Below are 24,006 nucleotides of genomic sequence, written 5' to 3'. Positions count from 1 at the left end.
GTAATCAAATCTATTTATGAAAAAAACAGCAATCGCTCTCGCCCTAGGGGTAGCTATGGCCTCTTGTAACAACAAAGAGAAAAAAGCAGAAGTAAATCTTAAAGATAGTACCACAACCAGTCAAACTGAACCATCAAAAACCAGCGGAAGTGTTACCGCTACCGAAATCGACTGGAAAACTATTCCTGAGGTTAAAGAAATTGGCGAATTTCCTTTTTTTAAAGCTCCGGAAGGTATAAAAATTGTAGATGAAAAAGCCGGGCTGACTGATGTTTTTGAAAATGAAATGTTGGAAAACTATACTGGCACTGGCGTTTACACCACCAAAGGGAAACTTGGTATTATTGCTTTTGCAGATGAAAAAAGTCAGAATTTTAATCAACGCTTTTTTAATCAGGAGTTAACTGACTATATAAGTAAAATAGGGGCGAAACAGTTATACAGTGGAAATTATCCTGCCAACGATACTGCGAATGAGGCTTTGAGGCAAAAATTGAAAGGAAACATTTGGAACGGCAAAGGGCATACTTTCGCACTTTCTGATGATGAACCTTTTGCCGTATATGCATTTAGAAATAATGGTAAAAATTATATCGTTAATGTGCAAACAAACTCTGCCCAAGGGTATATTTTTATAATGGAATTAAAAGCTTAATTGGTTATAAAACAAAAACAGACCTTGCTGAGCAAAGTCTGTTTTGTAAATGTTTACGGTAGATGTATTGATATAACACGATACCTTTTTTATTGTTTTAATTATTGCAAAATAATTTAATCAAAGTTCAAATGGCTTGTAGATTAATGATACGCCTGATTCTACCAAAGCGCTTTTCGAGTTTTAATGACTTCTCATTTAATTGTGTTTTAGCTACCAACTTCGCCCCTTTTAATGTTGCACCAATTAAAATCCCGCCAGAAATCAATACAAAGTTTTTTATAATATATTGCCCCAGCAGTGTTGGAACCAGTATCGAATGATGAAAGGTTTCATGAGGGAAGAAAATTAGCGGAAGAAATGTACCAGCCATTTGCATGTACAATAAAATTAAAGTTAGTCTAAGCCAGGCTTTTGTAATTAAGCCAATACCAATAACGCATTCCCAAATTGCTAATATAGGCATGGAAATGGAGGGTTTGATGGCCCCGAAAGTAAGTTTGAGTATAGTACGCCCTGCAATTTCTTCTGCAGAACTCATGCCAGGGAAAAATTTAAGCATTCCAAACCAGATAAATATAATACCCAGACATATACGCAAAATATTAATGCCGTTCCGTGCTTTCCAGGCTACAATTCTTGATTCTGTTATTCTGAGGATACTGAACATGCTATAGGTTTTAGACCTTAATATACGTCGATTAACATCATTGAGTTTACTTCCAAAAGGGGTTACCTACTCGTTTATGATGTTAAAGCATGGTTAATCGCTAAAATGCTATACCAGTTATTGTAGAGAATAGAAGATGTGATTTATATAAAAAGATTGGAGGCTATGGGTCGTTTTGTTTTAAAGTGGCAAACTGAAATAGAAAGTTGAGCCAACTCCTAATTCGCTTTCTACCCAAATTTTTCCTCCATGGCCACGGATAATCTCATCACAAAGGTAAAGCCCAATCCCAAAACCGCTGATATTGGCCATTTGCTTACTATCTACCCTAAAAAAACGATCAAATAATTTATCCTGATCTGTTGGCAACACACCCATACCTTCGTCTTTTACACTCACCTGTGCAGTTTCATTAACCCTGATACAGGCTACATTAATGGTAGAGCCAAGTGGAGAATATTTTACCGCATTGTTGATCAGATTGGTAATTACCTGCCCAACTTTATCTTTATCGGCTATAACAGGTGTAGTTTCTACAGGTGCAAAAATAATATTATGGGATGAGATGGTGGCTAGCGATTCTACTTCGGCCTCTTTAATTAAGTCGGCCATATCAAATAATTTCAGGTCGATGGGTATTTTTCCTGTATCGGCCCTTTTCATATTCAAAAAACCATCTATCATGGTGCTCATCTTCTTGGTTTGAATATAAGCCCTGCTCAGAATATTCCCGCTCATGCCATCTTTATTTTTATCGGCACGCATTTGTAACACCTGGATATAACCACCCATTGAGGTAAGCGGTGTTTTAAGTTCATGACTTACCATACTGATGAAATCATTTTTGCGCTGTTCGTTTTCTTTTTGCTCGGTAATATCCAATACAGTACCAGAGAAATATGATTTTCTTCCCTTTTCGGCAGGGTTCAGTTTCCCTGTTGATTTTACCCAGCGTTGCCTTTTGCTCCTGAATTCGATAATGGGATATTCAAGATCGTAGGATTCATTATTAAGAAAAGCCTCGTTAATTTTTTCTACCACCTTGGCACTATAATCTTCTCTAATTTGAGAAACCGCAGCCTCGTAAGGCATTGTTTCATCTTCATGGTAACCAAAAAACTGCTTTAAGCGTGGCGAAGGAATAAATGCCCTTGTATCGGCATCGATGTACCAAATGCCTAAATCGGCTTGTTCGATTGCCATATTTTTCAGGTTTTCGCTTTCTGCCAGTTTTGCGTTTACCAATAATAAACTGTTTTGCGTAACCTTGAGGGCGTGGTTTACGGAGAGCAATTCTTCATTTGCAGCACGGATTTCGCTGTTAGTTTCAGATAATTCGGCATTTAGCTTTCCCACTTCTATCTGACTGCGGATTAACTCCTCATTAGAAGCCAGCAATTCTTCATTTGAAGCTGTAGTTTCTTCCATTAACTGATGCTGTAACTCTACTTCGCTGATAGAAGAAAGGCGCAATTCAATTTCATCCATCACAATTTTAGCCATGCTTTTTAAAATGGCTCTGCTGTTCGCATCAAATTTTCTGGGTATTTTATCTATAATGCATAAAGTACCAATCCTAAAACCATCAGCTGTAGTTAATGGTGCACCTGCATAAAATTTTAAACCAAAACTGCCTGCAACATTTGGGTTGGTAAGCAAACATGGCTCATGTGGTGCATTTTCGAAAACGGTAACCTCCGGATCTAAAACAGCCAGTGAACAAATACTTACGCCCCTTGGAGATGTGGTTGCCTTGCCCATACCAACATTGGCTTTAAAATAAACCTGTTCTGCATCTACAAGTGAGATTAAAGAAACGGGTACATTAAATATTTGAGTAGCCAAACCCGCAATATGATCAAAACAATGCTCTGGTGGGGTATTTATAATTTTGTAGCGCTTGAGGGCTTCAACACGCTCGACATCATTATCGGGGATAATATTCTTTCCGAACGTATTTTCCATTGTTATAATTTTACTTTAAAGCAATTAACTACCTTTAAGTGAAGGGTTTATTAAAAATAATATTATGATTTATCTAGTATTGTAACAGCCAGGCGACACAAATGTTTGGCACATCAATTAATATTCCTAAGGCTTGTACGAGATCTATTTAGTGAGGATTTGTAAGGTGATAATCTACCTTTTTAAGCAAATCAAAAATATCAAAAGGTTTGGCAATAAAATCTTCAGCTTTGCAGTTGCGCTTCATTTCATTTAGGCCTGCATGGGCACTCATCATCATAATGGGTATCTTTTTAGTGGCCTCGTCATTTTTTAAATCATCGCATACCAGTAAGCCGTTCCCATCAGGCAACCTAACATCGAGAAGGTACAAATCCTGTTTCCCCTTATCCTTAAAGGCCATAAAGTCTTTTATGTTCGAGAATCCATAAACCTCATATTGTTCATCGGTCAGTATCATTTCGATAATCTCACGTATGCCCTCATCATCTTCCAACAAACATATTTTCTTGCCCATAACTATATCACCCTTATTTGTTTAACTAAACAGTGATAATGTAACAACACTTGCCAGATAATGTTTTAGCTGTTACACTATAGGAGTACAAAAAATGATGGTATTAAAAAAAACAGCTAAACGCTAAGCGAATTTTCCATTTTTTGAATGAAATTGTGGTTTATTTACGATAGTAAAAAAGCGTGATTAATTCCCGATTGCTCTTTTTGCAGGCTTAAACTGTGTAGCCAATAATACACCCCCAAGTGCAGCGGTTAAAAATACCCCTTCAATAATTGCTAAACGTTTTTTCTTTCTAAAACCACGGTAAAAGGAGTGTGCAGCGATAATGCCCAAGCCTGCAAATTCTATATTTCTCTGTACACGCTTAGAAGAATCTTTACTTTTAACCAATACCAGGTGCAAAAGTTCGTCAATTAAACTTATGTTTTTCGAAATGCCTCTTCTAACTTGTGCCTTACTTGCAGATGCACCAAATTTTTTAGCAGCAGTTTGTAAGCCGGCAGTCGTAATTGCATTAATCAAATGTGTTCTAGTATCTTTTTTTTCCATATCAATTCCATAGGTCCTATTATTTGAACCCAATTGCTGTGATATAGTTTTGATTAATTTGAGAAAGACTTAATGCCGTAGCATTTATCAATTTTAGTGTTAGCGGACAGCAATTTTATATCGTGATGAGTTTGACTTTTCACTAACGATCAATAATTAAGGGTTTTAAGATAAAATAACGAGATCGATATCCCTCATGGCCAGATTTTTCAAAAGACCATTGAAAACTGCGGTACGGAGAATTACCTGGAAAATATTAAGGTGTGGCTTGCCGATGCAAATGGTGGTAACTTCTTTTTCGGTGGCCACATCGATAATGGTTTTGGTTATTGCATTACTTTTTACTTTAATCACTTCTGCACCAAGTTCGGTTGCCAATTTAAAATGATTGATAAGGTGCCGCTGTTTATCCAGCTTAATGCGCTCCAAGCTTTCATTATCACTTTGCACATACAATACGATCCACGGAGAACGGTAGTATGAAGCCAATCTTGCTGTTTTGCGGATTACCACACCAGCTGTTTCTGCATTGGAAGAAATACAGGCAAGAAATCGCTCGGGCCGGAGTTTTATTGATTTGGGAATTTCTGTCTGGATTTTCCGTTCTACCTGATGCACAACTTCTTTAAGGGCAAGTTCGCGAAGTTGGAGAATTTTGTCTGACTGGAAAAAATTGCCTAATGCCCTTTCAATTTTAGATTGATCATAAATTTTCCCTTCTTTAAGCCGGGTAACCAGTTCATCAGCTGTGAGATCGATGTTTACAATTTCATCAGCAAGTTCCAATATTTTATCGGGAATGCGTTCGGTAACGGCAATTCCGGTAATTTGTTCAATTTCCTCATTTATGCTTTCGAGATGTTGGATATTTACTGCGGATATTACACTGATCCCTGCTTCGAGCAGGTCGAAAACATCTTGCCAGCGTTTGGTATTTTTGCTGCCTTCGGCATCGGTATGGGCAAGTTCATCTACAATAACGATTTCGGGATGGCGGTTTATAATTCCTTTCAGATCCATCTCCTCTATTTCTTTGCCCCGATAAAATATTTTTCGCCGTGCGATAATGGGAAGGCCTGCAACAAGCGCTTCTGTTTCTGCTCTTTTATGGGTTTCTACATAACCGATGCAAACATCAACTCCGTTGCGCAACAGCGCATGTGATTCTTGAAGCATGCGGTACGTTTTGCCCACCCCGGCACTCATACCGATGTAGATTTTAAGTTTCCCGCGCCTGGATTTTTTTACCAGATCCAAAAAGTGCCTAACCGATTCTTCTTTTTGTTCTTCTTCCATAATCTTTTACCAGGTAACTATTACAATTCCTTTTTCTATTAATATGCTGAAGGCAACAATTATTACAAGGGTAAACAATATAACCTTAAACCTGAATGAAATTTTCCTGGCAAGCAAATTAACATGTTTATGCGCCGTATAACTTTTTTTGAGATGAGATGCCTTGCTCCTTTTTAACGCATTCAATTTTCTGATCATTAACATACCAGTAATGGCTAAAAACAGGCTGAAGATGATTTCTATATAAGGATGCATTGTTACAATTGACGATTAGAGAAATTATTTTTAAAATAGCCGTCATCTCGACCGATTGCAACGGAACGGAAAGATCTACAATAGACTTATCGACTCCAACACGCTCTGCCCGAAATGACGACGCTATTAAATGCTAAAACGAAACTGCTATGCTTGCCGTAAGGGTAGCATTTGCATTTACCGCAGCATTTTCTCTTGCAAATATTTTGTCTTTGCTATCGTAAGCTTTTCCTTCTAATCGAATTACAGCGTTTGCTATTGGCGCATAATCAAGATTTAATGAATAACCCTTGGTTTTGAAACCATTTGTTGTTCCTGTAGCGATAAAAATGCCGTTTTTGTCTTCATAATACTCAAATCTTCCGGCTACAGCCCATTTAGGTGCAAATTTGTATTGAAGAATCGCAACTGGCGAAATCACTTCATTTTTATCATCGCTTCCTTTTACTTTCTGTTGGGTGCCATAATCAAAACCGACTGTTACGCCAAATTTATCAGTAACCTGGAAAATGCCGTAAATATTATGGTAAAACCTGTTTACCCGGGCCGAATCGGCACCTTCAGTTCCGAGATAATTGCTATAATTAACGGTAATTTTATCGGTTGGTTTCCAAGTAAGCTGAAGTCCGCCGGCAGGTTTATTGTTTCCATTTTGGCGTGTAATACGCTGCCATCCGTTAAGGTAAAGTGCTGTAGCAGAAAACATACCATCTTTTGTTCCATAGCTAATTTTAGCACCAGATTCATAATATGGCGTATTCTCTGAAGAAATATTCCTGGTAAGCACCCAACAGTCTTTTGAAACTGCACTTTCAAACCCGATATGAGAAGAGAAAATTCCGGCATCAATCCAAAGGTTTTCTGATTTGGATAATTTTACTCCAGCGTTGGCCTCAAATATGTTTTTTAGCACACCAGGCTCAGCAGCAAGGTTTGCATTGGTATAGGTTCCGGCCATTACCGCTAAATTAGCGCGGATATTGCCACTATCGTAAGCTGCTTTAATAAAACCAAGGTTAAGGTTCACTTCGTTTGCACGGTTATGCGAATAAATAAATGCCGGGCGGTTATGATCGGCTGGTTTGTTAAAATCATATCCGTAATAAGCTTCGAGGTAACCTGTTACTTTAATTTTTGGTTCTTCCTGTGCTTTCGCGAAGAAACCCGTAGTAAGTGTAGCGGCTAGTAATAGTAATTTTTTCATTTTATCTGATTGTTTTATTAAGTAAAGTTTAATGTGAGCGTCATCTCGGTCCGATAGCTATCGGATGAATGCAATGAAATAGAGCGATCTAATTCAAAAGATTTCTCTAATACGGTCGAAATGACGTTCGTGGATTATTTAAAGTTCATCAAGTGCAATGTTTAATTTCAGCACATTTACTGATGAAGGGCCAAAAACGCCCATAAAAGGTTTAAGGGTATTCATCGCGATAAGTTCTTTTACTTTTTTCTCATCTATATTCCTGGCTTTCGCAACCCGTTGGATCTGAATGGCTGCACCTTGCTCAGAAATATTTGGGTCGAGCCCGCTACCTGATGCAGTAACCATATCGGCAGGAATATCTGATTTTTTGATACCTGGGTTGTACTTCAATAATGTATCAATACGCGACTGTACTTCTTTTAAATAATCAGGATTGGATGGACCTTTGTTAGATCCGGCAGAGCCAGCTGCATTGTAAGCCACTGCTGATGGCCTTCCCCAAAAATATTCTGGCTTGGTAAACGACTGGCCCAGTAATGCATAACCCACTGTTTTACCGTTTTTAGTGATTTTTTCTCCTCCACCGCTTCCTTTAGACATTTTACCAATAAAGGCCACACTGATGGGATATATTACGCATAACAGTACCAATAGCACAAGGGTTAAGCGGATAGATTGAATGATGTACTTTTTCATTTTATTAAAATTTATTTTACTGATAAACAGATTTTTTTAGACAAATAACCCCACTAATAAATCGATTATTTTAATGCCTATAAATGGTGCTACAACGCCGCCAATACCATATATAAACAGGTTTCTGCGTAATAATGCAGTGGCACCGATAGGTTTGTAAGCCACACCTTTTAAGGCCAGCGGGATTAGGATCGGAATAATAATGGCATTAAAAATTACTGCCGACATAATGGCCGATTCGGGGCTGTGTAAGCCCATGATATTTAAACTTTGCAAAGCAGGTATCGAGGCAATAAACAATGCCGGAACGATGGCGAAATATTTGGCAACATCATTCGCAATAGAGAAGGTTGTTAGCGTACCACGGGTAATTAACAATTGTTTTCCTATTTCTACAATCTCAATTAGCTTGGTAGGATCATTATCTAAATCGACCATGTTACCAGCCTCTTTTGCAGCTTGTGTACCACTGTTCATGGCTACACCAACATCGGCCTGGGCTAAAGCAGGCGCGTCATTGGTACCATCACCCATCATTGCCACCAGTTTACCAAGTGCCTGTTCATCTTTAATATAATTCATCTTATCCTCGGGTTTAGCCTCGGCAATAAAATCATCTACACCAGCCTTTTCAGCAATATATTTAGCCGTTAATGGATTATCGCCCGTAACCATTACCGTTTTTACACCCATTTTTCTTAAGCGTTCGAATCGCTCGCTTATACCTGGTTTAATAATATCCTGCAATTCGATTACGCCAAGGGCTTTTTCATTTTCTGATACTACAAGGGGTGTACCGCCATTGGTTGCAATTGCCTTTACATGGTTTTCAATGTCAGATGGAAATATATTTCCGGCCTTTTCTACTATATTTCTAATCGAATCGAAGGCCCCTTTTCTGATTCTTCTTCCATCAGCAGTATCTAATCCACTTGAGCGTGTTTCGGCAGTAAATTTTATAAAAGTTGATCCTTCAGGTGTTCCTACAGATTTTATACCTTGTTCTGCAGCCAGTTCGATGATTGATTTTCCTTCAGGGGTTTCATCTGCCAATGAGCTTAGCACACAGGCATCGGTAAAAGCTTTAATGTTTACGCCAGCAGTTGGGTAAAAATTGGTGGCTTTACGGTTTCCGATCGTAATTGTTCCGGTTTTATCTAAAAGCAATACATCAATATCGCCTGCGGTTTCTACTGCTTTACCAGATTTTGTGATTACGTTGGCCCTTAATGCCCTGTCCATCCCGGCAATGCCGATGGCCGATAAAAGTCCGCCGATGGTGGTTGGAATTAAACATACAAAGAGGGAAATTAATGCGGCAATGGTAATCGGTGTATTGGCGTAATCGGCAAAGGGTTTTAAAGTAACGCACACAATGATAAATACCAGGGTAAAGCTTGCCAGCAAAATGGTTAAGGCAATTTCATTTGGTGTTTTTTGGCGCGAGGCACCTTCTACCAGGGCAATCATTTTATCTAAAAAGCTTTCTCCAGGAGCAGTACTTACCTGAACTTTAATCTCATCAGATAAAACTTTTGTTCCTCCTGTTACCGAAGATTTATCGCCTCCCGATTCGCGGATAACCGGAGCAGATTCACCAGTAATGGCCGATTCGTCGATTGTAGCAATACCTTCAATAATCTCTCCATCTGTAGGAATGGTATCTCCGGTTTCGCAAACAAAAACATCACCTTTTTTCAACTGGTTAGATGAGCGGATTTCGATTATACCACTTGGCAAAAGCACTTTTGCAGGTGTTTCCTCTCTTGTTTTACGTAAACTATCTGCCTGTGCTTTACCCCTTGCCTCGGCAATGGCCTCAGCAAAGTTGGCAAAAAGTACAGTAAGCAAAAGCACCAAAAAGATGAAGAAATTATATAAAGGCGATCCTTGCCCGCTGTGGCTAAATGAATATACTGTAACATAAGCCATTACCAGGGTTCCGATTTCTACAGTGAACATAACCGGGTTGCGGACCATTACCCTTGGATCGAGTTTGATAAAAGATTGTTTAAGTGCGGTCTGCACTAAGGCAGGTTCGAACAATTTATTATTGGGTTTCATATTTGAATTTTATTATTGTTTTGTCGTGCTGAGCTTATTGAAATACTAATAATTGCATCTCGAGATACTCAACTGCGGCAATTCTTATTTATTTAAGCATGGTAAAGTATTCTGCCAATGGCCCAAGTGCCAATGCAGGGAAATAAGATAAAGCGTTCAGTACCAATATCACTGCAAAAGTCATCAAGGCAAACGTTTTGGTATCTGTTTTAAGTGTACCAGCCGATTCAGGAATGAATTTTTTGGCACCCAATAATCCGGCAATAGCAACAGGACCAATAATTGGCAAGAAACGGCCAATGAAAATCACAATACCGGTAGATAAATTCCAGAATATATTGTTATCGCCCAATCCTTCAAATCCTGAACCGTTATTGGCGTTAGAGGAAGTCATTTCATAAAGCATCTCTGAAAATCCATGGAAACCAGGATTATTAAGCCAATTTTTAGGTTGAACGGCCCATGCCGCATCGCCATGATTGGTAAAAATGTAACTGGCAATTGCAGTACCTGCAAGAATCAAAAACGGACTTAGCAAAGTAATAATGGCAGCGATTTTAATCTCTCTGGCCTCAACTTTATGTCCAAGAAACTCCGGCGTTCTACCTACCATTAATCCAGATATAAATACGGCAACAATCAGGTAAATAAAATAATTTAATAAACCCACACCACAGCCTCCATAAAAAGAATTGATCATCATGCCAAGTAATTGCCAGGTACCAGACATTGGCATGGTACTATCGTGCATACTATTTACAGATCCTGTAGAAATAATAGTAGTAACTGTTGCCCAGTAAGCAGATGCAGCGGGCCCAAAGCGGACTTCCTTCCCTTCCATTGCTCCGGTAGTTTGAGAAATGCCCATTTTTGCCAGGGCAGGACTTCCACCAAGTTCTGAACTTAGCATAGGCAAAAGCAGCATAAACAAACCAATTGTCATTACTCCAAAGATTGTCCAGGCCAGTTTTTTCCTGCGGATAAAATATCCGAAAGCAATCACCATTGCAATCGGAATGATTACCTGTGCAATTAGCTCTGCCATATTGGTAAAGTAACTTGGGTTTTCGAAAGGATGTGCTGAATTTGCTCCAAAGTATCCGCCTCCGTTAGTACCCAAATGTTTAATGGCAATCATTTGAGCGGCAGGCCCTCTCGAAACATTAACCGTATCACCCTGTAAAGAAATAAACTTGTCTTTACCATCATAACTTGCCGGGGTACCGTTAAAAGTTAAAATTAAGGCCATCACAAAAGATAGCGGCAACAATAAACGGGTAATTGATTTTACAAAAAACTCCCAGAAATTTCCAAGTTCGGTTGTTGTTTTATCTCTAAAGGCTTTAAAAAGCACAACTGCAGCAGCTATACCTGTGGCAGCACTTACAAACTGAAGAAACATCAGTACATATTGCTGGGTGAGGTAACTTACACCACTTTCGCCTGAGTAATGTTGAAGATTACAGTTGGCTACAAAGCTGATAATGGTGTTAAATGCTAAATCTGGAGTCATTCCAGGGTTTCCATCCGGGTTGAACGGAAGTTTATCCTGAAAAATGAGTACAAAAAAGCCATAGAATAACCATAATATATTAATGGTGAGCAAAGCTTTTAATTGCTGCTTCCAGTTCATCTGTTCTTTAATGTTGATTCCGGAAAGTTTGTAAATACCAGTTTCCAATGGTTTTAAAAAATCTGTCCAGACTTTTTCTCCTGCAAAAACCTTAGCCAGGTATTTACCCAAAGGTATTGCGATGGCCAGGGTGAGCAAGAATGTGGCGATAATGCCGGTTAATTCAGTGTTCATTTTTTTGATGTGTTAATTGTTCTCCAGGAAGGAGAAAGGATTAAAATTTTTCGGGTTTGATCAGCACGTAAATCATGTAGATAAATACGGCGATGGCGATAATAAATAATGCGATCATAGTGTTAGATTTTTTCGAACCAGTCGATTGATTTGTAAGTTGCCCAACAGAGCAAAATGAGAATTAAAAAAAGTAGTATTGTCATGATTGTATTTGCTTTGCATGCCATTAGCCAACTGTTATACCAGAAAAAGCAAAATCAACATAAATCATTCATTTTCAGTTATTTATAAACAAAAAAGATAATTACAGCAAATTAAAGCATAAAAAAACCCTTCCATTTTGGAAAGGTTTTTTTCATTTGGGGAAATTAATTCGTCATTGCTGAGGGGAAAATCTCAAGTCTTAGCGAGACACTAAGACTAGAAAAAGAAATCCTTCGATTACGCAACCATTGACAGGCTTCAGTAAAGCGGTCGTCATTGCTGGTACGAAGCAATCTTTCATGCTATTGAGCCTTGCCATAAAGATTGCTTCGTCGGCTGAAAAAGCCTTTTCGCAATGACGATATCCATTAAAGTCTTAGCGAGACACTAAGATTAGGAGAGCTCCAAAGTTTCGAGTAAACTAATATAAATATCAATCCCTTCTTCAATTTCTTCAATACCGATAAACTCATCAGCAGTATGCGAACGTGCAGAATTGCCGGGCCCCATTTTTACTGATGGCATATCCAGCCAGCCTTGATCTGAACTTGTTGGCGACAGGTATGTTTTTCTACCCAATGATAGGCCTGAAATTACAAGCGGGTGAAGAATATCAATATAAGAAGGTTTTAATACATTGGCGCGAATAGTAAAATGGCAAGTTGTATGGTTAATTATCGTATTTATAATTTCCCTTTCGGTATAATTGTGATCGAAGCGGATATCTACCGTAAACCTGCACTCATCAGGAACAATATTGTGCTGAATTCCGCCTTTAATCTCCGTAACCGTCATTTTTACGGGTTGCGGCTGATCATCCATAATGGGAAATAAATAGTGCCTGAACCATTCAATATCTTTAAGCGCATGGTAAATGGCATTGTCTCCTTCTTCCCTGGCTGCGTGGCCTGCACGGCCTTTCGAAACACAGTCTATTACCATTGATCCTTTTTCAGCAATAGCCATTTGCATACAAGTTGGTTCGCCCACAATTGCAAATGATATTGTCTTCATATCATTTAAGATGCTCCGAATGCCTAATTCTCCTGAGGTTTCCTCTTCAGCCGTAGCCGCCAAACAAAGGTTAAAAGAAAGCTCTTTCCGCTCAAAGAAATACAAAAAAGTGGCAATTAAGGCTACAAGAGGTCCTCCAGCATCATTACTACCCAGCCCATGTATTTTTTCATCTTCAATAACCGGGTTAAAAGGATCTCTTGAATATTGTCCGTTTGGCCTTACCGTATCGTGATGGGAGTTTAAAAGTATGGTGGGTTTTGAAGCATCAAAATATTTATTGTAGCACCAGATATTATTATGTTTTCTGAAAGTATTTATGCCATGTGTGTTTAAAAAAGATTCGATTTCATTTGCGGTAAATGATTCTTCGCTACTAAAGGAAGGAATAGTGATTAAGGTAGAAAGTAGCTCGAGCGATTGCTGATACAACTGGTTAAGATCAGTACCCTGGGTAAGGTGAATTTTACTAATGGTATTCATGGTAATGTAATGGGTTGATTATGAATGTGTAACTTCCTGATAAATTTCTGTTTGCTGATAAACAATTGGCTGAGCATCTATAAAATATGCCGGATCGAAAAGCATTGCGGTACAGAGGCAGTTGCATTTTTTCTTCCGCTCTAAAATATCATAGTTTACACAGCTTTTACAGCCTTCCCAAAAATGCCCGTCGTGTGTAATTTCAGCAAAACTTACCGGAAGAAAACCAAGTTTGGTATTCATCCGCATAATTGCCGGCCCTGATGTGATACTAAAGATTTTTGCGTTGGGGTATAATCTTCTCGACATTCGGAAGATCTTGTTTTTGATTGACCTTGCAACACCGGAATTTCTGAACTTTGGCGCAACAATAAGACCGGAATTGGATACAAAACGTTCGTTTTCCCAGGTTTCGAGGTAAGAAAAGCCAACCCACTCTCCCGTATCGGTTAGAGCAATAACAGCTTTGCCAGCCGCCATTTTCGAGATTACCGATTCTACCGTTCTTTTTGCAATACCCGAGCCGCGGGCAAGTGCTGATTGTGCTGTTTCCTGTATAATTTCTTCAGCGTAATGTGCATCGTTCTGATTTGCGGTGCGCACAAAAATAATGTGGTTATCCATTGTGATTAAAATTTCATGCCAGGCCGATTACAAAGGAAATGCCTAAACACGACTCTACATTCAGAATCTAGCTTTAAACAACAATATGAAGCACTATTAATTTATCAATAGTAAGCTCTCACCACAATACCTTACCAAAATGAAAGGGTTAGTTTCATAACGGAAAACCATTAACAGTTGAATAAAAAAATCAATGATGCGGTATAATCTTGAATCTAACTTATAGGTTAAGAACTTACAGTCAAATATTGATGTACTCATACTAACATTTCGGATTTTTTGGCGTATAATAGATTTTGCAAGACCATTAAACTTCTACAAAAATCAAACTTCGATCCCAAAAGTTGATATTATGATGCTCAACGCTAACAAAATTTCCTTTGTAAAGCCCCTTATACAGTATATGGAGCAATACCATACTTTCCCCGACGATCTCGCAGCCCAATATGAAAAAAATTGTACTGTGGTTATGGTAAAAAAGAATAAACATATTGTTTCACCAATTGATAGTAATGCGGCGCTTTACTTTGTAAAAAGCGGTATTGTACGTGGTTTTGTAAAAGAAGGGAGTAAAGATATTACCACTTGGTTTAGTTTTGGGAACAATATTGTGGGTGCTATACGCCATCCCGATGCACCGAGCAATCAATCTATAGAATATTTGCAGGCCCTCGAAGATTGCGAACTGATCCGCATTCCCTACACCCTGATTGAATATGGATATGCTAATTTTAAAGAGGCAAATATTATTGGCAGAAAACTTCTGGCACTTCATTATTATGCAGCATCTGAAAGATCTATTCTCGCCAGAATACCGAATGCACTGCGGAGGTACAGAAAATTGGCAGAAAGCAAAAAAATTGACTTGAATAAAATACCTCTCCGTTACCTGGCCAGTTATTTAGGGATGAGAATAGAAACGCTGAGCAGAATTAGAAGTAAAGAATTTAATAAAAACAATGAACCTAACGTTGAGCTATAGAAACTGCGATTGGACGTATACCAATCGTAATTTCGAACTTAAACTACTATATTTTGTTTAAAAAACCGCTTATAAAAGGAAAAGTATAATTCTATATTTCTATGAATTTATGAGCTGATATTTCCCACTCACAACTATTTAATTATAAGCATCCCCAAAAAAAAAGGCACACCCATAATGAGTGCGCCGTTTTACCTGAACCCATAAACCAATTGGTTTTAATTTAGAAATTTGTGTTTACAATTAATTGACTGCGATTTGCATCAACAAAATCAAGCGGAATAATTCCATATTTACCATGTATATTATTGGTAAAAAAGGTGGTAATTTTTGGATTTACAGCATTCGAAACTGTAGTAATGCTAGGAATACTGAATACTCCTGCTTTATATCCACTCGCGTAATTAAGATAAAGCTTGTTCGAAGAATCATTTTTTGCCTCGTTTAACAGCGTTTCAATTTTAGTCCATTTGGTATTTACATCGTTAACATTGTAAAAATCCTGCACTTTTAAATTGGCAGCAGCGTTGGCAATGTCGAACGTAGTATTATCCGCCCAGGCAGTAGCATCAATCCCTTTCGGAGATGAGCCAGAGAACCTTCTTAATAACCTGATTTTTCCACGGATGCTACCCAGCGTAGGAATGTTATTGCCCAAATCCCATTTACCAGGGTTTTGCTGTACATACGCATCAAAAGTCTGCTCAAATGAGCGGGTATTATTTGATGGCGTATGTTCTTCTTTCACACTCATAATGATTGTTTCGGTTGGATGGCTGTTTAAAAAATTAATACAGGCATTCAATACATCATTAAAATTAAGGTTTTGGTAGATGGCTCCATGGTGGATCGCGAAAGCATTGTCAATATGCCTGCAACGGATATCCAGATAGCGAACGCCAGCATTTAACTGGTCGGCAATGCTCAGGTTCTGGCATTTTGCAGTACCAGATACAGGTTCTATAGTAGCACCAGAATCGTGTGTGCCAGGAATAGATATTGCCGAAATGCTGTTTTGATCTGCCAGTACACTCATCCAGTTGTTTAACGAAATGCTTAACAGTTGCGCTGCCGGACTCGAATTACCTTTTAGTTTTGGACTTGCAAAATTTTCTTTTGATTGCTCTTCTTTTTTACAGGCACTAAAGGTTAATACCAAGGCCACAAAAAGTGGTAGTTGTAATTTTCTCATAGTTTTTTTAAGGAAGGTGATGATTTATTTGGTTCAGTATTATAAAACTAGTAAAAGGTTTTACTAAAACAGCACATCCTAAATAAATTCATAATTCGTTAATATAGATTGGGTTATTAACTTTTAGTAATAATGATTTTTGTGTAAGAATCCGAAACACTTAAATGCTAAAAAGCCACAGTATTTAACCGTGGCTAAGGTAAAGCAATTGATTGTATAACATTTGTGGTTTGAAAGCTGAATTAAGGCTTATTAACTTTGAATTAAATTCACGTTAATGCTTTTGGATTGTTAAAAGAAAAAATCAGATACAAGGGCAGATGCCCTTGTACTGATAGCGTTGAGTATCCCTAAACTTCGCTTTTAGATATCCCTATATATCCAAGTGAGCTGCAATAATAGATGCTTATTCCGAATAATTATAATTTATGCTCGTCCATTTGTATGTCCAAAAATATGAACGGCTAAAAAATTAATAATGAGCATTTTACAAATTGAAAAAATTAATTAAAAGTAGGTAAATGTTACCGTTGCCTGGCAATTTTTACTTGCAACTGCCCTTATCCAATGCGCACTGAAACCTGCTGGAAATGTGTAATTTAAATTTTGGCCAGCTTTGATTGAGAATTTTTTATACTGATGAAAACCCGTTAAATCAAAATCTACCTCCAAAGTAATTTCTACATCTTGATCGGTTGCAATCTTCACTTTTTTCTGATCGTAGCCAGTCATTAAATAAGGTAATGATGGATCATTTGCTTTTACTGCGGTATTTTTCCATACACTCCCTTCACCAACCGGTTTACCCATTTTCCACAAATCATCAATACCACCATACCATAATCCATTGGTTTCGTTGCCAAAATATTGTCCATCAGGTTTAGCACCTATTTTGGTACCACTTAATACCAATAAGCCTCGCCAGGTACAAAAATCGATTATTTTCTTGCGATGTGTAGTAACCGGGCGAATGGCAGCATAGCCAGATTCACGGCCAACTTCATAAAAAGTACCTTGTACATTCAACATAAAACGTTCCGATTCCACCTCCCGTTTATCTCGGTAAGGAAAACGCTCATATTCATCAGATCCCTTTGGCAAGCGAAAAGTTCCTGTTTTATCTTTGATGATAACAGAAGCCTCATCAACAGTATAATTTTTATTTAGCGCTAAAAGCTTTTCCATTTGCGCTGTACTATCAGCCGGATTGGTTAGAAACGATAATTTTTCGTCAACTTCAAAATATTGCTTTTTCTCCTTTGAAGTATTTAATACCTGTAGATTTTTGTTGTACCCTGATGGACGGATCAAATTCTCGTTAATTGGCAATTTCTCATTGATTCCTGCGAGCGTATTGAATAACTGATCTTGTATTTTATGTCCCTCCCCGGTGAAATGGAAAAATGCAGAGGCATTACAATCTTTATTTACCTTAAACCGAACCCATGTGGCCTTAAAATCAGCAGGGAAGATAAAATAGTGATACGCATTGACAGCAACGGTGATCTTTTTATAATCTTCCCACTTGTTATTTCCTGCCCTATCTATTTGAACCGTAAAAATTACAGGTTGATCTGATTTTTGAGTAAGATGCAATACCTTTTTATCAAAACCGTTTATCAGAAACGCATCAGATGGTATATTCGCTTTTATAGCATCATTATCCCACGGTCCACCCCAACCTGTTGCAGCACCCCAGTTTTTTAAATCATTCCACTGCCCAAACCAAAGATTGGATTGTGCCCTGCCAGCCATAGGATTTTCTAAAACAGTGGTTTCGTCTGTAGAAATTACAATTTGATTATTCCAGCTACAAAAATCAGGAATATAACGTAAATGGCTATTTACAGGTGTAATGCCACTGCTGTTTTTCCTTGAAAAAGATTTAGGAAAATCATACATCATGCCATGCATATCCATCAACATTTTATTATTTCCAACTTCACGGATACGTGGCCATTCGGTATACCAGCCACCTCTATGATCATAGGTATGCGCAGCTTTTGGCAAACGATATGTATACCATTGCCCATGATCCAATAATTTCAGCATTACAGAACGTTTATCCCAACCTATACTCCACAACGGGCTTTCATCATTTGGCGAACCGTAAATACCACCAGGTCCGGTTACATCTGTAAACTGTTTTCTTTCAATAATTTTCCAGGTATTTCCATCCCAACTTGCTAAAACACCTTTTTCTTCATCGTTTTTTGGTAAATCTCCAGCTTCTAGCATATCTTTTGTTAGCTTAAAAACAGCTTCTTCGCCATTATTTGCAACCACCAATTGTTTTTTCGCAGTGTAAGCACCTTTACCATGCCAGCCTGGCACAGGTTTATTAAAAAGCTTTTTTACTGCCAGGGTATGCACATTTGCTTCGTATAACATGCCCTCCATATCATAAAAGTAAACCATATTGGCCGGGTTAGTTAAATGCCGTGCTGTAGCCGTCATTCTGCCAGGCATAACCGAAAATGGAATAGTCCTCACAATTCCTTTATCATTTATAAAATAGTTACTCGTTATTAACTGGTTAGACTCTTTGTGGATCATCCGGTTTGCAGGTGTGCCACCAATGCTCTCGGGATGAATGGTAACATTGAGTTCATTATCAATGCTATACAACTTATCAGAACTTCCTTTAGGCATGTGTGGGGAATAGGTTACCATCCAAAGTTTGCCTGCCCATGGGGTAATGGCTCCAATACCGTTTTCGCCACCATCACCATTTGTTTTTTTTATACTTCCGGGCAGAGACCAACTTTCGTTAAATGTGGCTAAATGTGGGTATACTCCACTTACTTTTAAGGGCTTATCTTGAGCATAGCTCAAATGGCCAGTAAGGATCGCAGTACTTAGTAAGAGACTAAATTTTATCATCAGGTTTTGTTTTCATGTGTGGATTAGTAATTTGGATTTTGTATTAATTTGGGATTTGCCCTTACTTCAATAGCCGGTAATGGCCATAAGTATTGTTTCGATTTGTCGAAGTTACGCTGAAATAAAACTTTAACATCGGTACCAAAGCCACTGTAATCGGCAATTCCATCGTCATCAATTGGCGTAACACCCGGAAAAGGCCATTTGACTCTATTTTGATTTACTGGGTCTGGCAAACCGATAACAGGACGTGTTAATGCCTTTTCTGCTAATTTCCATCTAATCAAATCCATATAACGCAGTCCTTCAAAAGCAAATTCTACCCTACGTTCTCTTCTTACCACATTTTTTAGTTGTGCTAAATCTAAAGTAGTAATTGCTGGATAAGAGGCTATTTGACTAACAGATAGGCCATAAGCTCTGGCCCTAACTTTGTTAATGGCATCAAGTACGGTATTATCGGCTTGTCCCAATTCAATTTTTGCCTCCGCATAAGTAAGTAGTATTTCAGCAAAGCGGATAATAATGGCATCATTATCTTCCTTATGCGTATCAGACCAATTCTGAGCAACACCTTTTTTAAATACAAAACCGGTAAAACTTGCAAAAGGTGCAACAGCGCGCGTATCGTTGTTGGTTACCTTTCGCCCTAACTTATTGCTCCATACCTGTGCAGAATCGGGGTGTGGATTATAGTTATAGCCTAACCAATAACTGGTACGCGGTACCGCTGTTGAAGAGGTATTACTATAAAATGGTACTATTGTAGCAATTAATCGTGGATCGCGGTTTGTGAAAGGATCTAATGGATTGTACAAAGGGGATTCATCAATCGGCTTTCCATCTGTACATTCGAAAGCATCTACCAATTCGCGGGTTGGCAAGGTAGCACCAAAACCACCAGCGTTACGCGTCAGAATATCATCTGGCACACTAAATACCTGCTGCGTTTGGTCTCTGGGTATACTAAATATAATCTCTGCACTTTGCTCGCCAGCCAATTGGAAAAGGTTATCATAAGAAGCGTTTAAAGTATAAGCGCCAGCTCCTGCTAAATTCATAACCGCTAACGATGATGATCTGGCCGTTTCCCAATCACCCATATATAAAGCAGTACGCGCTTGCAAGGCTAAGGCTGCTCCTTTTGTTAATCTTTTTATAGCAGTTCCATAATTTTGAGGTAAGTTTTGTGCGGCAAACTCATATTCTCCCTTTAAAAAGGTATAAATATCTGCTTTACTGGTTTTATTTACATTTTTTGCCTCATCTATGGTTAGCGTTTTGGTATTTAAAGGTACGTCGCCAAAATGGGTTATTAATTTAGTGTACTGATAAGCCCTAATCAATCGCATTTCGGCTTCTAACCTGGTTATTATGGCAGTAGGCGTAGTTGCTGCTGCCCGATCTTTATTTTCTAAAAAGGTATTTACCCTTGCAATGGCTTTATAACAATTTAAATAATAGGTTTGCACATTGGCATTATCAGATGACAGGCTACCCGCTATAACTGGATTACCGCCTGATCCACCACGATAAAAGCAATTATCTGAGAAAAACTCCTCCCATGTGCTAGTTGCGGTTTTAGCAGAAGTCCAAAAATCTATCCGGTATAAATCATTTACCGCCAATTCCAGCTCGTTCTGGTTAGTATAAAAGCTACCTGTAGCAGGACTGGATGGATCTGATAAATCGAGTTTTTTGCATGACGATGCAGTAATAATGCCTATCGTCAAAAATGCATATATGATTGTCTTATTCATTTTGTATAGATTAAAATTTAACACTTATACCACTTAGAAATGTGGTAACGATAGGATAGCTTGCATTGCCAGACTCTGGATCGGCATATTTAGGATATTTACTACTGGTTAAGAAATCGTTGGCAGAAATATATAAGCGAATAGATTTAAGTCCTAGTTTTTGAAAAACATTGCATTTATCAAAAGTATAACCCAGTGTAATATTTTTTAACCTAAAATAAGAACCATCGAATAACCAAAAATCTGATGAGGCATAATTATTAGCAGCATTGGAATTGGTTAACCTAGGTAATGTTGCGTTTAAATTTTGTTCAGTTGTGTTGGTTTTGCTCCAAAAATTTCCTTCTAAATAAGTTGGAAAATTACCGAACTGCTCTTGAAAAGGCCGAACGATATCATTGTTTAGTCGGCTTAGTTTTTTGCCAACTCCTTGAAAAGTAATACCAAAATCAAAGCCTTTATAACCCAAATTTATATTACCGCCATACTGATAACGAGGCAATGATCCGCCTAATAACACCCTATCGTCGGCATTGATTATTCCATTACCATCTATATCTTTATAACCTACATCGCCAGCAGTGATTGCAGCGCTGGTTTTTGCAGTTCCTGCTATTGGAGCAGTCTGGTAAATACCTGTACTCACATAACCATACCATTCGTTAAACTGGCTTCCCTCCTTATTAACTAAAGTACTGCCACTTTCCTGGCGTGTACCACTCATGTTTTTTATTTTACTTTTAGCATCAGAAATATTAAAACTAGCGCTATAATTAAAATCGTTAATTTTATCTTTCCAGTTTAGGCCTAGTTCCCAACCGCTTACATCAAGTATACCCGCATTTTGCTGTGGTTTATCGTAGCCCATATTTAATGGAATATCAAGTAGCAACAAAATGTCTTTAGTACTTTTTTTAAAATAGTCAGCAGTAATATTTAACCTATTATTTAAGAAGGTAGCATCCAATCCTATGTCTGTAGAGCGGGTAGTTTCCCATCTGATATCATTTACCGCATAAGCAGTCTGGCTTCCAGAACTTAAAGGAACAAGTACGCCATTTTGATAGAATAAAACATTTCGAAGGTCGATATTGGCCTGATAAGGGTAATAAACTTGTCCCCCACCAGGTCCATTACTGATCCGTTGGTTTCCCACCTCGCCATACGAAGCCCTGAGTTTTAAGAAATTAATCCATTTTGTTTTTTTCATAAAATTTTCTTCTGAAAGCACCCAACCCGCTGAAAATGAAGGATAAGTAGCACTTCTAAAACCTTGTGCAAACCGCGAAGATTGGTCTAATCTTAAATTTGCCTGGAAAAGATATTTTCCCATATAATCATAGGCAACCCGGCCAAATACAGAATGTAAACTTTCTTCAGTTGCGCCTCCAGAATTATCACGTAGCGCAGTTGAACCCACCGTTAAATATGGAAAATCTAACAAAGGAAAACCATCTCTGCTTGCACCAAGTGATTCAGCATTTGAATAAATGCTTTCGTAACCCGCCAGCGCGCTAAAATTATGTTTATTGGTAAAGGTTTTGGTGTAATTTGCCAAAAACTGGCCTGTAATTTGGTAAATCTCATCTCTCGATTCATTTAATGTGGTGAGTGAGGTATTACTTGCTGCACTTGGGCTCCCATCGGGATTGGTGAATGCAATTTTCTTTGAAAATGCCTTGCTTTTATTAAAATCGAAAGTCGGTGCAACAACCCCAGATAAGGTTAAATTGTCAATTGGTTTAAAGTTTAACACTAACCTGGCTTGGAGCTGGTTAGATTTTGAGGCGGTTGTGCCCCCCTCATTTAGTTGTGCTAACGGATTTCGTCCATCTTTAGCAAGAGCAAAAGCACCATTTGAATAATAAGCGGCGTATACCGGAGGCAATACCCTAGCTTCGTAAATAGGCGTTTGACCACTAAAAGGGTTAGCAACAGGAGATAGGTTATTTAAACGACGAAAGGCCAGATCTGCAGTTGCACTAAATTTATTACTGATTTTAATGTCGTTGTTTATTCTAAATTGATATCGTTCATAATTATAATGATCATAAAATGCGCCTACATCTTGATAGCCCAACGAAACTTTTGTTCTTAATTTTTCAGTGCCGGAGGTAAACACCAAATCATGTTGCTTTCTTGGTGCATATTTATTGGTCATAATTAAATCTTGCCAATCAGTATCAGCAAAAGGAAATTTATCAGGAGTGACCGCTCTGTTTTTTTCGAAATTATCAATGGCATCCTGCGCATATGGACCTGTTGCCGCACCATCATTAACGGCCTGCTCGTTAAAGTAACGCATATATTTTGGCGAATTTACATATTCAGGAAGGGCTGTTGGCTTTTGTAAAGCATACTCGAAATTGTAATCAATACTCGAAACCCCGCTTGCGCCACGCTTTGTTGTAATTAATATTACTCCTGCAGCACCCCTTGAGCCATAAATTGCAGCCGAAGCTGCATCTTTTAAAACACTCAATGATTCAATATCATTTGGGTTGACTAAATCCATGCTGCTCACAGGTATGCCATCTACAACAACTAAAGGACCATTGGTATTAAGTGTAGTTACCCCCCTGATTTGTACTGTAGCACCTGCACCCGGTGCCGAATTGCTACGGGTTACACTTACGCCAGGAACTGCTCCCTGCAAAGCTTCTGATACTTGCAAGGTTTGACGGTTTGTAATGTCTTGCCCGCTAACCGTTGCAATTGCCCCTGTTAAATCTTTCTTTTTCTGGGTACCATAACCTACTACCACGACATCATTTAAATTTTTTGTGTCCGCGATTAAACTGATATTAAGGTTATTACCCGTTATTGAAACAGTTTGTTCCTGATAGCCAATATAGGTAACCAACAGTTTATTGGTACCATTAGGAATATTAAGGCTAAACTGTCCGTTCGCATCAGTGGTTGTACCTGTTTTTTTTTCAGGAATACTTATGGTTACACCGACAAGACTTTCTTTGCTACCAGCATCAATTACCTTTCCGGTAACAAATCTGGTTTGTGCCTTTAAGGTGTAAAACGTACACAAAAGCAGCACAAATAAGAGTAGTTTTTTTTTCATTTAATTTGGTTAGTTTTATAAAAAATAGTTTGTTTTGCAGCAATTGGTTTCAACCTTTGATTTTGCTTTTATAAACTTAGGTAATGATTTATATCACCAAATAC

Annotated in this window: 18 protein-coding genes; 2 read left to right on the top strand and 16 right to left on the bottom strand. The window is 38.2% G+C overall.

Annotated elements, in window-relative coordinates; all coding sequences use genetic code 11:
- Positions 1-16 precede the first annotated feature (16 nt).
- On the top strand, positions 17-655 hold the full coding sequence (locus ACZZZW_RS06095) for a hypothetical protein (RefSeq protein ID WP_055909606.1): 639 nt from the start codon (positions 17-19) through the stop codon (positions 653-655).
- 127 nt (positions 656-782) lie between these two features.
- Here ACZZZW_RS06095 and ACZZZW_RS06090 read toward each other — a convergent pair whose 3' ends face one another.
- The 12 genes from ACZZZW_RS06090 to ACZZZW_RS06035 all read right to left on the bottom strand — a co-directional run bounded on the left by ACZZZW_RS06090 (position 783) and on the right by ACZZZW_RS06035 (position 14,009).
- Positions 783-1,325, bottom strand: a complete 543-nt coding sequence (locus tag ACZZZW_RS06090) for a DoxX family membrane protein (protein WP_055909604.1) — start codon at positions 1,323-1,325, stop codon at positions 783-785.
- A gap of 180 nt (positions 1,326-1,505) precedes the next feature.
- The gene (locus ACZZZW_RS06085; RefSeq protein ID WP_463492575.1) at positions 1,506-3,290 is read right to left on the bottom strand and encodes an ATP-binding protein; all 1,785 of its coding nucleotides are present in this window, start codon (positions 3,288-3,290) and stop codon (positions 1,506-1,508) included.
- Positions 3,291-3,438: 148 nt separating this feature from the next.
- Positions 3,439-3,807: a response regulator gene (locus ACZZZW_RS06080; RefSeq protein WP_055909601.1), complete on the bottom strand. Its 369-nt coding sequence runs from the start codon at positions 3,805-3,807 to the stop codon at positions 3,439-3,441.
- 186 nt (positions 3,808-3,993) lie between these two features.
- Positions 3,994-4,359: a hypothetical protein gene (locus ACZZZW_RS06075; RefSeq protein ID WP_463492574.1), complete on the bottom strand. Its 366-nt coding sequence runs from the start codon at positions 4,357-4,359 to the stop codon at positions 3,994-3,996.
- A 165-nt stretch (positions 4,360-4,524) separates the two neighbouring features.
- Positions 4,525-5,655 carry a sensor protein KdpD gene (locus ACZZZW_RS06070; RefSeq protein ID WP_463492573.1) on the bottom strand — a complete coding sequence of 377 codons (1,131 nt, stop codon included), beginning with the start codon at positions 5,653-5,655 and terminating at the stop codon, positions 4,525-4,527.
- A gap of 388 nt (positions 5,656-6,043) precedes the next feature.
- Positions 6,044-7,114 (bottom strand): porin, encoded by a 1,071-nt coding sequence (locus tag ACZZZW_RS06065; RefSeq protein ID WP_463492572.1) that lies wholly within the window; start codon positions 7,112-7,114, stop codon positions 6,044-6,046.
- Positions 7,115-7,252: 138 nt separating this feature from the next.
- Complete coding sequence (locus tag ACZZZW_RS06060) at positions 7,253-7,813, bottom strand: K(+)-transporting ATPase subunit C (RefSeq protein WP_055909586.1); 561 nt, start codon at positions 7,811-7,813, stop codon at positions 7,253-7,255.
- A gap of 36 nt (positions 7,814-7,849) precedes the next feature.
- Positions 7,850-9,877 (bottom strand): potassium-transporting ATPase subunit KdpB, encoded by a 2,028-nt coding sequence (kdpB, locus tag ACZZZW_RS06055; protein WP_463492571.1) that lies wholly within the window; start codon positions 9,875-9,877, stop codon positions 7,850-7,852.
- An 88-nt stretch (positions 9,878-9,965) separates the two neighbouring features.
- Positions 9,966-11,684 carry a potassium-transporting ATPase subunit KdpA gene (gene kdpA, locus ACZZZW_RS06050; RefSeq protein WP_463492570.1) on the bottom strand — a complete coding sequence of 573 codons (1,719 nt, stop codon included), beginning with the start codon at positions 11,682-11,684 and terminating at the stop codon, positions 9,966-9,968.
- Positions 11,685-11,724: 40 nt separating this feature from the next.
- Complete coding sequence (locus tag ACZZZW_RS06045; RefSeq protein ID WP_082035969.1) at positions 11,725-11,802, bottom strand: potassium-transporting ATPase subunit F; 78 nt, start codon at positions 11,800-11,802, stop codon at positions 11,725-11,727.
- 479 nt (positions 11,803-12,281) lie between these two features.
- On the bottom strand, positions 12,282-13,385 hold the full coding sequence (locus ACZZZW_RS06040; protein ID WP_463492569.1) for a M20/M25/M40 family metallo-hydrolase: 1,104 nt from the start codon (positions 13,383-13,385) through the stop codon (positions 12,282-12,284).
- Positions 13,386-13,403: 18 nt separating this feature from the next.
- Positions 13,404-14,009, bottom strand: coding sequence for an N-acetyltransferase (locus ACZZZW_RS06035; protein ID WP_463492568.1), 606 nt, complete (start codon positions 14,007-14,009; stop codon positions 13,404-13,406).
- A gap of 352 nt (positions 14,010-14,361) precedes the next feature.
- Between ACZZZW_RS06035 and ACZZZW_RS06030 the strand changes: the two genes are divergently transcribed.
- A complete protein-coding gene (locus ACZZZW_RS06030) occupies positions 14,362-14,991 on the top strand; it encodes a Crp/Fnr family transcriptional regulator (protein ID WP_463492567.1) in 630 nt (209 codons plus the stop codon).
- 223 nt (positions 14,992-15,214) lie between these two features.
- On the opposite strand, the gene ACZZZW_RS06025 is transcribed toward ACZZZW_RS06030, so the two are convergent.
- The 4 genes from ACZZZW_RS06025 to ACZZZW_RS06010 form a co-directional block, all read right to left on the bottom strand.
- Positions 15,215-16,183: a phosphatidylinositol-specific phospholipase C gene (locus ACZZZW_RS06025; RefSeq protein ID WP_463492566.1), complete on the bottom strand. Its 969-nt coding sequence runs from the start codon at positions 16,181-16,183 to the stop codon at positions 15,215-15,217.
- A gap of 507 nt (positions 16,184-16,690) precedes the next feature.
- Complete coding sequence (locus tag ACZZZW_RS06020) at positions 16,691-19,066, bottom strand: hypothetical protein (protein WP_463492565.1); 2,376 nt, start codon at positions 19,064-19,066, stop codon at positions 16,691-16,693.
- Positions 19,067-19,089: 23 nt separating this feature from the next.
- Complete coding sequence (locus tag ACZZZW_RS06015; protein ID WP_055909565.1) at positions 19,090-20,826, bottom strand: RagB/SusD family nutrient uptake outer membrane protein; 1,737 nt, start codon at positions 20,824-20,826, stop codon at positions 19,090-19,092.
- A gap of 10 nt (positions 20,827-20,836) precedes the next feature.
- A complete protein-coding gene (locus tag ACZZZW_RS06010; protein WP_055909562.1) occupies positions 20,837-23,902 on the bottom strand; it encodes a SusC/RagA family TonB-linked outer membrane protein in 3,066 nt (1,021 codons plus the stop codon).
- Between the last annotated feature and the right edge of the window lie 104 nt (positions 23,903-24,006).

The organism is Pedobacter sp. AC379 (genome assembly GCF_979258145.1).
This window is presented reverse-complemented; position numbering and strand designations above follow the sequence as displayed.